13 protein-coding genes are annotated in these 10,925 nt (G+C 70.2%); 2 read left to right on the plus strand and 11 right to left on the minus strand.

Annotation, left to right across the window (positions count from 1 at the left end; genetic code table 11):
* Nucleotides 1-96: 96 nt before the first annotated feature.
* From ACWEV3_RS02120 to ACWEV3_RS02150, 7 genes are all read right to left on the minus strand, one after another.
* Nucleotides 97-891: a TIGR03936 family radical SAM-associated protein gene (locus ACWEV3_RS02120; protein WP_452612095.1), complete on the minus strand. Its 795-nt coding sequence runs from the start codon at nt 889-891 to the stop codon at nt 97-99.
* A gap of 264 nt (nt 892-1,155) precedes the next feature.
* Nucleotides 1,156-3,120, minus strand: a complete 1,965-nt coding sequence (locus ACWEV3_RS02125; protein WP_452612096.1) for a TIGR03960 family B12-binding radical SAM protein — start codon at nt 3,118-3,120, stop codon at nt 1,156-1,158.
* A gap of 299 nt (nt 3,121-3,419) precedes the next feature.
* Entirely contained in the window at nt 3,420-3,953 is a 534-nt protein-coding gene (locus ACWEV3_RS02130) for a GNAT family N-acetyltransferase (protein WP_452612097.1), read from the minus strand.
* Nucleotides 3,954-3,958: 5 nt separating this feature from the next.
* Complete coding sequence (gene ndk / locus ACWEV3_RS02135) at nt 3,959-4,369, minus strand: nucleoside-diphosphate kinase (RefSeq protein WP_101376463.1); 411 nt, start codon at nt 4,367-4,369, stop codon at nt 3,959-3,961.
* Between the two features lie 106 nt (nt 4,370-4,475).
* Nucleotides 4,476-4,904 carry a type II toxin-antitoxin system VapC family toxin gene (locus tag ACWEV3_RS02140; protein ID WP_452612098.1) on the minus strand — a complete coding sequence of 143 codons (429 nt, stop codon included), beginning with the start codon at nt 4,902-4,904 and terminating at the stop codon, nt 4,476-4,478.
* Nucleotides 4,894-5,124, minus strand: coding sequence for an AbrB/MazE/SpoVT family DNA-binding domain-containing protein (locus ACWEV3_RS02145; RefSeq protein ID WP_452612099.1), 231 nt, complete (start codon nt 5,122-5,124; stop codon nt 4,894-4,896). Before ACWEV3_RS02145 ends, ACWEV3_RS02140 begins: the two co-directional genes overlap by 11 nt.
* Before the next feature lie 60 nt (nt 5,125-5,184).
* A complete protein-coding gene (locus ACWEV3_RS02150) occupies nt 5,185-6,723 on the minus strand; it encodes an alkaline phosphatase D family protein (RefSeq protein ID WP_452612100.1) in 1,539 nt (512 codons plus the stop codon).
* Between the two features lie 209 nt (nt 6,724-6,932).
* Between ACWEV3_RS02150 and ACWEV3_RS02155 the strand changes: the two genes are divergently transcribed.
* Complete coding sequence (locus ACWEV3_RS02155; RefSeq protein ID WP_452612101.1) at nt 6,933-8,033, plus strand: zinc-binding dehydrogenase; 1,101 nt, start codon at nt 6,933-6,935, stop codon at nt 8,031-8,033.
* An 18-nt stretch (nt 8,034-8,051) separates the two neighbouring features.
* On the opposite strand, the gene ACWEV3_RS02160 is transcribed toward ACWEV3_RS02155, so the two are convergent.
* From ACWEV3_RS02160 to folC, 4 genes are read right to left on the minus strand one after another with little or no spacing between them, the layout of a single operon-like run.
* Entirely contained in the window at nt 8,052-8,480 is a 429-nt protein-coding gene (locus tag ACWEV3_RS02160) for a TA system VapC family ribonuclease toxin (protein ID WP_452612102.1), read from the minus strand.
* Nucleotides 8,477-8,725: a ribbon-helix-helix protein, CopG family gene (locus ACWEV3_RS02165; RefSeq protein ID WP_452612103.1), complete on the minus strand. Its 249-nt coding sequence runs from the start codon at nt 8,723-8,725 to the stop codon at nt 8,477-8,479. The genes ACWEV3_RS02160 and ACWEV3_RS02165 overlap by 4 nt, the downstream gene beginning before the upstream one ends.
* 56 nt (nt 8,726-8,781) lie before the next feature.
* Nucleotides 8,782-9,264: a DUF4233 domain-containing protein gene (locus ACWEV3_RS02170; RefSeq protein ID WP_452612104.1), complete on the minus strand. Its 483-nt coding sequence runs from the start codon at nt 9,262-9,264 to the stop codon at nt 8,782-8,784.
* Complete coding sequence (gene folC, locus ACWEV3_RS02175) at nt 9,261-10,628, minus strand: bifunctional tetrahydrofolate synthase/dihydrofolate synthase (RefSeq protein WP_452612105.1); 1,368 nt, start codon at nt 10,626-10,628, stop codon at nt 9,261-9,263. Before folC ends, ACWEV3_RS02170 begins: the two co-directional genes overlap by 4 nt.
* A 94-nt stretch (nt 10,629-10,722) precedes the next feature.
* Between folC and ACWEV3_RS02180 the strand changes: the two genes are divergently transcribed.
* Entirely contained in the window at nt 10,723-10,905 is a 183-nt protein-coding gene (locus ACWEV3_RS02180) for an SIP domain-containing protein (protein ID WP_452612106.1), read from the plus strand.
* The last annotated feature ends 20 nt before the right edge of the window (nt 10,906-10,925 follow it).

Consider the following 10,925-nt stretch of genomic DNA (forward strand, 5'->3'; position numbering starts at 1 on the left):
CGCCGCCCGCAGGCGACGGCAATTCTGGTGTTCCCTCCGCCCCGGGCCTTCAGGCCGGGAAGTCACACGGCGGGTCGACGACGTCCGCGCCGCCCGTCACCCCGCCGCGGGCTCTCCCGCCGGAATCCGGCCGCCGCCTGAGGCCCGGGCCAACGGGTCGACAATCCCTCCCCCGTCGTCGAGCCGACCCTGCTCCAGCCGGGTCGCTCTCGCGACGGCCGACGGTGCCAGACCGGCGACGACACGCAGGGCGCTCAGTACGTCGTCGGGTCGTACGACCGGTGTTGTCTGCCGCACGACCGTTACAAGTATCCCATACGGTTCGGATGCCTTCGGCCAATCGTCCACCTGGGCGGTCGACGCGGAATTTTGATCACTCTCCGCGACGACCTGTCGGCCGTCCTGCACCTCCGCGCTGACCAACGCGGCCCGCGCGTCGATGGTGCGGCGGCCATCCTTGGTCATCCGCTCCACCAGCGCGGTGTCGGCCGCCATCAGCGCCGTTGCGGCGTCGCGCAGCTCGGCGACGTCCGTGCCGGGGAGATCGATCCGCCACCGGCTCACCTGCAGCCGGTCCGCGAGCGGCCCCGGCTCGGCCTCGACCGCGTCGAGCACGTCGATCCCGTCCGGCAGCGCGGCGTTGAGCTCGGCGGACAGCGTCGCCGGGTCGAGCCGCTCGACGAGCTGGAGCTCGACGTACTCGGCCACGCTGGACACGCCGGTGGGCACCGCACCGGCCCAGGACACCTTCGGGTGCGGGCTGAAGCCCTGGGAATACGCCATCGGTATCCCAGCCCTCCGCAGCGCGCGTTCGAAGGTGCGCGCCACGTCGCGGTGCGAGGTGAAGCGCAGCCGCCCCCGTTTGGCGTAACGCAGGCGCAGCTTCTGCACCGGTGGCGCCGAGGGATTGGGGTGATCTCGCCGACTCAGGATGCCCTCCCCGACCAATGATCGTCATCGGCGGTCCTCGTCGACCGCTCCGATGTCGATGCTTGCGTGCTCAACCGCCGTGTGACAACACCTGCGGCTCATATTTCGAAGGACCGTACCCCGGCCACCACCCCGGCACCGAGCGCTCCGCCTGGGTGTGCGAGGTTCCGGCCGGAACCTCGCACACCCCGAATCAGAGCCCCTTGACCAGGGACGATGCGGGGGTCAGCCGCCGTTGAAGGCCGGGTTGCGAACCGGGGAACCCTGCCCGACCGGAGAGATCGGCAGCAACTTCCGCCCGGTCGGACCGACCTCGATGTCGGTGCCCATCGTCGGGCACACGCCGCAGTCGAAGCACGGCGTCCACCGGCAGTCGTCCTGCTCGCGGGCGTCCAGCGCGTCCTGCCAGTCGGCCCACAACCACTCCTTGTCGAGCCCGGAGTCGAGGTGGTCCCACGGCAGCACTTCGGTCTCGCCGCGCTCGCGGGTGGTGAACCAGTGCACGTCCACGCCCAGCGGTTCGAGCTCGGCGGCGGCGCAGGCCATCCAGCGCTCGAACGAGAAGTACTCGTTCCAGCCGTCGAACCGGCCGCCCTCGCGCCACACCCGCTCGATGACCCGGCCGATCCGGCGGTCACCGCGCGACAGCAGTCCCTCGACCATCGTCGGCTTGCCGTCGTGGTAGCGCATGCCGATGTTGCGGCCCAGGCTGCGGTCGGTGTTGATCTCCTGGCGCAGCTTGCGCAGCCGCTCGTCGATGGTGTCCGGATCGCACTGCGACGCCCACTGGAACGGGGTGTGCGGCTTCGGCACGAAACCGCCGATCGAGATCGTGCAGCGGATGTCCTTGCGGCCCGAGACCTCCCGGCCGGCCCGGATGACCTGCTTGGCCATCTCGGCGATCTGCAGCACGTCCTCGTCGGTCTCGGTCGGCAGCCCGCACATGAAGTACAGCTTGACCTGCCGCCAGCCGTTGGCGAACGCGGCGGAGACGGTGCGGATCAGGTCCTCCTCCGACACCATCTTGTTGATCACCCGCCGGATCCGCTCGCTGCCGCCCTCCGGCGCGAACGTCAGACCCGAGCGGCGGCCGTTGCGGGACAGCTCGTTGGCCAGGTCGATGTTGAAGGCGTCCACGCGGGTCGACGGGAGCGACAGCCCGGTGTTGGTGCCCTCGTAGCGGTCCGCCAGACCCTTGGTGATCTCGGCGATCTCGGAGTGGTCGGCCGAGCTCAGCGACAGCAGGCCGACCTCTTCGAAACCGGTGGCCTCCAGCCCGCGCTGCACCATCTCGCCGATGCCCTCGATGGACCGCTCCCGCACCGGCCGGGTGATCATCCCGGCCTGGCAGAACCGGCAGCCGCGGGTGCAGCCGCGGAAGATCTCCACGCTCATCCGCTCGTGCACGCTCTCGGCCAGCGGCACCAGCGGCTTCTTCGGGTACGGCCAGTCGTCGAGCTCCATGGTCGTCCGCTTGAAGACGCGGTACGGCACCCGGTCGCGGTTCGGCACGACCTCGGAGATCGCGCCATCGGGGCCGTAGGTGACGTCGTAGAACTGCGGCACGTACACGCCGCCGGACTCGGCGAGCCGGAGCAGCAGCTCCTCGCGGCCGCCCGGCCGCCCCTCGGCCTTCCAGCGCCGGATGGCCTCGGTGATCTCCAGGACCGCTTCCTCGCCGTCGCCGAGAACCGCGGCGTCCAGGAAGTCGGCGATCGGCTCGGGGTTGAACGCCGCATGCCCGCCGGCCAGCACGATCGGGTGGTCATCCGTGCGATCGACCGCGTGCAGCGGGATGCCCGCGAGGTCGAGCGCGCCGAGCATGTTGGTGTAGCCGAGTTCGGTGGCGAAGCTGAGGCCCAGCACGTCGAACGCGCCGACCGGCCGGTGGCTGTCCACGGTGAACTGCGGGATGTCGTGCTCCCGCATCAGCTCCTCGAGGTCCGGCCACACCGCGTAGGTGCGTTCGGCGAGCACGTCCGGCTGCTCGTTGAGGATCTCGTAGAGGATCTGCACGCCCTGGTTGGGCAGCCCGACCTCGTAGGCGTCGGGGTACATCAGGCACCACCGGATGGCGGCGTCGTCCCACGCCTTCGCCGTCGCGTTGAGCTCCCCACCCACGTACTGCACGGGTTTGGAGACGCGCGGCAACAGCGGTTCCAACCTGTCGAAAACGGACTCAACACGCACGCGACCAGGGTAGAGGTCCGCCCCGGATCGGGAGACCGGGGGCGGATTTCATTGAGCTTTTTTCATCCTGGTCTGCGGCGTCAGACCAGGTCCCGAGTGTCCAGGGGTCGTGAGTGCCCATGGTCGCCATAGCAGCCATAGCCACTCACGACCCGACGTCCCGCAGTCGTGAGTGGCTATGGTCGCCACAGCAGCCATGACCACTCACGACCCAGGACACAGGCCATCCGCGCAGAGGATGAAAAAGGTCAATGGAAATCGGACCTCCGACTTCCATTGAAATCGCGCAACACCGGTGCTCAGGCGTCGCGGGTGAACCAGATTTCGTCGCGGTCGTCGCCGGCGGCGACCCGCACCGCGCCCGGCCAGCGGCCGCGCTCGACCCAGCCGTTGGCCTCGTAGAAGCGCTCCAGGTCGTGTCCGCTGCGGGTGACCAGGTCCAGCTTCTCCAGGCCGATCGCCCGCGCCTGCACCAGCACGGCGTCGAGCAGCCGCTTGCCCCAGCCCTGGCGCTGCAGGACGGGGTCGATCGCGAGCCAGGCCAGCTCACCGGTGTGCCTGCGCACCGGCAGCTGGCGCTGCCGCAGCACCGCGAGCCCGACCAGCGCGTCCTGCCGGCCGATGGTGATCAGGTGCGCCCGCTCCGCTTGGACGTCCTCGACCAGCGCGGCCGCCGCCGCGCGCAGCCGCTCGACCGGGTCGGTCGGGCTGAAGCCGACCGCGCCGCCTGCGGCGGTGACCCGCTCCCACAGGCCGGCGAGCCCGTCCACCAGGCCCGGGTGCGAGGCGTCGACCCGGTGCGGCCCGGTCACTTCGGCGCCGGTTCCGGTCACGGCGCTCAGATCTCCGGGAACCACAGCTTGAGCTCGCGCTCGGCGGACTCGACCGAGTCGGAGCCGTGCACGAGGTTGTACTGGACCTCCAGGCCGAAGTCGCCGCGGATGCTGCCCGGCGCGGCCTTGTCGACCGGGTCGGTGCCGCCGGCCAGCTGGCGGAACGCCGAGATCGCGCGCGGGCCCTCGACGCACGCGGCCACGACCGGGCCGGAGGTGATGAACTCGATCAGGCTGCCGAAGAACGGCTTGCCGTCGTGCTCGGCGTAGTGCTGCTCGGCGAGCTGGCGGTCGACGTTCTTCAGCTCCAGCGCGACCAGCTTCAGGCCCTTGCGCTCGATGCGGCTGATCACCTCGCCGACCAGGCCGCGCTCGACGCCGTCGGGCTTGACCAGGACCAGGGTGCGCTCGCTCACGGTTGCTTCTCCTTCATTTCCGGTGGCGCCGGGTGCGAAAACGCACCGCGCCCGATTTGCCCGCCAGGGTATCGATGCAGGTGACACCCCGAGCGGCGACCCCGCCTCAGTCCGGAGCGATCACCTCGACCGTCGGGAAGTAGGTGCGGTACCGGCGGGCATCGCGGGTCAGCAGGCGAAGCCGGCTCACCGCCGCATGCGCGCCGATGTAGAAATCGGGCAGCGGCGACCGCTTCTCGCCTCCCCGGCGGCGGTAGTCCTGGAAGCACTTTCCCGCCAGGAACGCCGCCGACCACGGCAACGGCATGCGGACGAAGAAGTCGTTCGGGAACGCCTCCTCGACTTCCTCGATCGCCGGGAAGCGCACCGACACCTCGGCGAAGATCAACGGGTTGATCACCAGGGGGCCCTCTTCCGCCGCCTTTTCCAGCGCGTCCGAAGACCAATCGACCCATTCGCCCTCCTCGATGACCAGATCGAGCAGAACGTTGGAGTCGACCAGTGTGGCCGGCGCGCGGGTGGATTCACTCTCCACGGGTCATCGCCATGATCTCGTCGGTGGAAAGCCCTTCCCCGCTGGCGCGCCCGCGGAGGTGCTCCACGATCCGCTGCCCGCGGCTGGGCACCGAGTGCGCGCGCGTCAGGACCAACGCATTTCCCTCCAATCTGATCTCGATCTGATCGCCCGGCCGAAGCCCGAGTTCTCGGCGCAGGTCGATCGGAATGGTCACCTGTCCCTTCTCCGTCAGCTTCATAGAAGTAAGAATACGACTTTTCCTACTTCCACTTCCACGGAATAACTCGATCGTGGCTGGTCAGCGCTGCGGGTCGAGGGTCTTGGCCCAGAGGGAGCGACCGGACTGGTCGCGGAGGTCCACGGTCAGCTGCCCCGTGCGGCCGTCGATGTTGACCTCGCCGAAGTGCTGGAAGCCCTCCAGCGGGGACGCGCCCTGGCGGGTCGGGGCGTTGACGAACACCTGCTCCGGACCGAAGGTCGGGTCGAGCTTGTTCGGCCCGAACGCGCCGGCGTGCAGCGGGCCGGAGACGAACTCCCAGAACGGGTCGAACCCGGCGAAGGCCGCGCGCTCCGGCGCGTAGTGGATCGCCGCCGTGTAGTGCACGTCGGCGGTCAGCCAGACGGTGTTGCGGACCGAGCGGCGGCTGATCTCCTGCAGCACCCAGGCCAGCTCCGCCTCGCGCCCGTTGGGCGCCCCCGGCAGGCCGTTGGCCACGGCCTCGATCTTGTCGCCGTCCGGCACGACGATGCCGATCGGCATGTCCGAGGCGATCACCTTCCAGGTCGCGCTGGACCGGGCGAGCCCGTCGACGAGCCAGCGCGCCTGGCGGGCGCCGAGGATCCGCTCCGGCGTGGTGCCCGTCGAGTTCGGGTCGCGGTAGCTGCGCATGTCGAGCACGAACACGTCCAGCAGCGGGCCGTGCGAGACCTTCCGGTACACCCGGCCGTCCACCGCGTCCTGGCGGCGGACGGGCTGCCACTCGTGGAAGGCCTGGAAGGCCCGCGCGGCGAGCACGTCGACGCGCTTCTCGGTGTACTGGTCGAGGTCCAGGATCTCGCCCGGGTACCAGTTGTTGGTGACCTCGTGGTCGTCCCACTGCACGAGCTGCGGGACCTGCGCGGCGAAGCGCCGCACGTTCTCGTCGAGCAGGTTGTAGGCGAACTGCCCGCGGTATTCGGCCAGCGTCTCGGCAACCTTGGACTTCTCCTGGGTCACGACGTTGCGCCACACCCGGCCGTCGGGCAGCGTGACGGACTCCTTCAACGGACCGTCGGAGTACACCGTGTCTCCGCTGTGCAGGAAGAAGTCCGGGTTGCGGGCGGCCATCGCGTGGTAGATCGTCATGCCGCCGACGTCCGGGTTGATGCCCCAGCCCTGCCCCACGACGTCGCCGGACCACAGGAAGCGCACGTCCCGCCGGTTGCTCGGCGCGGTGCGGAAGGTGCCGGTCAGCGCCTCGCTCTCGACGCGGCCGTCCAGGTCCTCGGCGATCACGCGGTAGTACGCCTGCTGCCCCGGCGGCAGCCCGTCCAGCCGGACCTCGCCGGTGCCGTCGGTCTCCGGGGTCAGGACCGGGCCGGGGATCCGCCGCGCGCCGCGGAAGTCGGCGTGCCGGGAGACCTCCACGAACATCCGCGACGGCCGGTCGGCGCGGGTCCACACCACGGCCCCGTCCGGGCGCGGGTCCCCGAGCTGCACGCCGTGGGTCAGCACCGGGCGGCCGCCGCGTGCGAACGCGGGCGCGCCGGACAGGAACAGGCCGGTGGCGGCCAGGCCGGTGGCGGCGGCACCGCGGAGCAGGGCTCGCCGGTTCAGCTGGGCAGGTTCGGGAGTCATGCCTCCGGTTCTATCCAGGGCAGGAGACTGGTGGATCACCGCTGGTCGACGCGCAGGTGAAGAGTTCGTGCCGGGCGACCACGAGCGCACGGGCGGTGCCGGGCCAATCACCGGCGGTGCGGATTTCCCGCGTTCGCGCCTGGTGCCCGGCGGGTCGGCGCGATAGCTTCACGGGCAAACCGACTGGCCGGTCTGACTTGGAGGTCCGGATGCGCGCCGCCGTGCACACCGCCGCGAACCAGCCGATGCGGATCGAGGAACTCGCCGATCCCCGACCGAAGGCCGGCGAGGTCGCCATCGACGTGCGGTCCTGCGGGGCCTGCCACACGGATCTGCACGTGCTCAAGGGAGAACTGCCGTTCCCGACGCCGACGGTGCTCGGGCACGAGGTGGCCGGCGTGATCGCCGAGCTCGGACCGGACGTCACCGGACTCGAGGTGGGCGACCGGGTCGTGACCAGCTTCATCATGCCGTGCGGCCAGTGCGAGCAGTGCGCGCGCGGCAACGAGGAGATCTGCCGGAAGTTCTTCGAGTTCAACCGCGGCAAGGGGCGGCTCTACGACGACGAGACCCGGCTGTTCCGGCCGGACGGCGAGCCGGTCTGGATGTACTCGATGGGCGGCCTGGCGGAACGCTGCGTCACGCCCGCGACCTCGGTCTACCGCGTGCCGGACGGCGTGGAGCTCAGCGACGTCGCTTCGGTGGGCTGCTCGACGATGACCGCGTACGGCGCGCTGCGCCACGCGGCGAACGTGCAGGTCGGCGACACCGTGGCGGTGATCGCGGCGGGCGGCGTCGGCTCGGCGCTGATCCAGCTGGCGGCGGTGTTCGGCGCGTCGATGATCATCGCGGTGGACATCAGCGAGGAGAAACTGGCCGGGGCGCGGAAGCTGGGCGCGACGCACGTGGTCAACTCCGCCGAGGCGGACGCGCCCGCGGCGATTCGCGAGCTGACCGGCGGGCGCGGCGTGGACGTCGCCTTCGAGGCGCTGGGCGCGGTGCCCACCTTCGACATCGCGCGCGACTCGGTCGTCGAAGGCGGTCAGGTCGTGGTGGTCGGCATCGCCGCCAGGGGCACCACCGCGGAGTTCGACCTGGCCACCATCGCCCGCCGGAAGCTGCAGATCAAGGGCTCCTACGGCGCGAAGCCGCGGCGCGACATGCCGGTCCTGCTCGACCTGGTGGCCCGCGGCCTGCTCCGCCCGCAGGACGCGATCAGCCGCCACTACCCGTTCGAGCAGGTCCAGGACGCCTACGACGCCCTGAAGCGCGGCGAAACCGTCGGCCGAGCCGTCATCGACATCGGCTGACGAATCCGGCCCTCGGACCTAGTCCAGGGGATGTCTCCAGCGCAGTCCCGGGTAGCGCGCGAAGCCCCGGTCCGCGGTGATCCACTCGCAACCGTGCTCGATCGCGATCGCCGCGAGATAGGCATCCGGGACCAGATTGCCCTTCGCGTCCGCCTTGCGGCAGAGCTCGGTGAAGATCTCCCAATGGCGTGGACCCGGTTCGACCTGCACGAATGCGGGCGACGTGCGAATCGCGGCGATGACCTCCAACGCTTGCTCCGGCGCCAAGGGCCGGTTCCAGATCTTGTGGTTGGTGACGATCCGCAGGTAGCTGCTGAACACCAGCGCTGGAATGCCGACCGGGGCGGGCCCCTGCAGGGCATCCTCGAGCCAAACGCGGTACTTCTCGTGGCCCGGCAGGGCCGCGTTCTGAGCGTTGAGCAGGACGTTGACGTCACAAGCGATCACTGGTCGCGCTCCATGAACTCGAGCAGGGCAGCGTTGTCATTCACGTCAACGCCGGGCTTCGGCTCGCCCAGGTCGAACGTCGGCAGCCGAAAACGCCCTTTCTTCGGAGCGTCTTGCTGAGCGCGCCGCAGCTCACCCATCCGAACGTCGTCTTCGATCAACGCACTCACCGTGGTGTGCTCGCGCGCCGCACGCAGCTTCAACCGGTCGAGCAACTGATCATCGATCGTGATGGTCGTCCGCATGCATCAAAGCATATCGCGACTGCATCATGATGCACCACGCCCGACCAGGTGGAACGTCAGTCGGTCTGCTCCGGCGGGTAGCCCGGCGGGTGGCCGAGCTGGTCGTAGAGCTGGCCTTCGCGCATGCGCCGGGCGACGTCGTGGCGCAGGTACAGCATGTAGGCCCAGACCGCGGCGAACACCGCGCCCATGATCCCGACCGCCGGGTGCACGAAGAAGCAGAGCACCATCGCGACCTGCAGGGCGAGCGCGACGCCGAGGCCCCACGGGCGGCGCTGCACGAACGCCGCCGCCAGCATCAGCACCGACAGCACCGCCACGATGGTGAAGCCGATGCTGGAGACGCCGCCGCCGAGCTTCCAGACCACCGGCAGCGCGAGCATGAACGAGATGAACTCCAGCACCAGCGTGCCCGCCATGATCCCGCGCAGGCCCTTCCACGGGTCGCGCACGCCGGGCGGTGCCTCGGGCAGGCCCTTGCCCGGTTCGGGGTTCGGCTGATCGGTCACGACGACTCCAGTGTCTTGCGGTTCGCTCACGCGGGCTCCTTGCCGAACAGGGCGCGCGCCTCGCCGGCGGTCACCACTGACCCGGTGATCACGACGCCGCCGCCGGAAACCGATTCGCCGGGCTCATCGGTCTCCTCGGCCAGCTGGATCGCGGTTTCCACCGCGTTGTCCAGCCGGGGCTCCACCACGATCCGGTCCGGGCCGAAGATGTCCTTGGCCACGCCGGCCAGCTCGTCCGGATCCATCGCCCGCGGCGAGGAGTTCGTGGTCAGCACGATCTCCTCGACCACCGGTTCCAGCTCGGCGAGGATGCCGCGCGCGTCCTTGTCGCCGAGCACGGCGACCACCGCGACCAGCTTGCGGAACGAGAACTCGGAGCTGAGCGCGTCGGCGAGGGCTCGTGCGCCGTGCGGGTTGTGGGCCGCGTCGACCAGTACCGTCGGCGCCGCGCGGACCCGCTCCAGGCGCCCGGGCGTCACGACGTTCGCGAACGCGTCGCGGACCCGCTCGACATCGAGCTGCCGGTCGGCACCGGCACCGAAGAACGCTTCGACCGCCGCCAGCGCCAACACGGCGTTGCGCGCCTGGTGTTCTCCGTGCAGCGGCAGGAAGATCTCGTCGTACACGCCGCCCAGGCCCTGCAGCCGGAGCAGTTGGCCGCCGACGGCGACGGTCCGCGAGAGGACGCCGAACTCCTGGCCCTCGCGAGCGACCGTGGCGTCCACCTCGGCGGCCCGCTCCATGATCACCTTCTGCGCCTCGGCGGGCTGCGCCGCGACCACCGCGATGGAGCCGGGCTTGATGATCCCGGCCTTCTCCCCGGCGATCGAGGCCAGGTCGGTGCCGAGGTAGTCGGCGTGGTCGAGCGCGACCGGGCAGACGACCGCGATCTTCGCGTCGGCGACGTTGGTGGCGTCCCAGCTGCCGCCCAGGCCGACCTCGATCACCGCCGCCTCCACCGGGGCGTCGGCGAAGGCCGCGAACGCCATCCCGGTGAGCACCTCGAACTTGCTCATCCGGACGTCGCTGCGCGAGTCCACGATGGACACGTACGGCGCGACGTCGCGGTATGCCTCGACGTAGCCCTCGGGGGTGATCGGCGCGCCGTCGATGCTGATGCGCTCGGTGGCCAGCTGCAGGTGCGGGCTGGTGTAGCGGCCGGTGCGCAGCCCGAGGCCGCTCAGCAGCGCGTCCGTGATGCGCGACGTCGACGACTTGCCGTTGGTGCCGGAGATGTGCACGACCGGATAGCTGTGCTGCGGATCGGCGAGCAGCTCGGTGAGCGCCCGGATCCGGTCGAGCGACGGTTCGATCTTGGTTTCCGGCCAGCGTTCGTTGAGCTCGGCCTCCACCACGCGCAGTTCCTGCAACGCGGCGGGATCGGTGCCGGACAAGTGCTCACTCCCCTGCGAACGGCGAAACGACGAGGTCAGTCTACGTCTCGCCGGTCGGCCGACCGGCGAAGACCCGCTCCGCCGGTTCCCGGTGGTGCGGGACAACCCGGGGCGAGCGGCGCTGGCCGAGGCCGAGGAGTTGCCCGCGCCCGCCGAGAACACCTGCGCCTGGGTCGTCGGCGAGTCCGAGCTGGCCGCATCACTGCGCCGGCACTGGGTCCGATCCGGCCTGCCGAAGAACAACATCATGTTCTGCGGCTACTGGCGAATGCCGTGACCGCGCACACGTCCCGGAAA

Source organism: Saccharopolyspora sp. NPDC003752, assembly GCF_053605825.1.

Bases quoted from the DNA above. Each gene is read 5' to 3' on its own strand.
- ACWEV3_RS02165 (WP_452612103.1), bottom strand. From the start codon at position 8,725: ATGCGGACGACCATCACGATCGATGATCAGTTGCTCGACCGGTTGAAG.
- ACWEV3_RS02150 (WP_452612100.1), bottom strand. From the start codon at position 6,723: ATGACTCCCGAACCTGCCCAGCTGAACCGGCGAGCCCTGCTCCGCGGT.
- ACWEV3_RS02145 (WP_452612099.1), bottom strand. From the start codon at position 5,124: ATGAAGCTGACGGAGAAGGGACAGGTGACCATTCCGATCGACCTGCGC.
- ACWEV3_RS02155 (WP_452612101.1), top strand. From the start codon at position 6,933: ATGCGCGCCGCCGTGCACACCGCCGCGAACCAGCCGATGCGGATCGAG.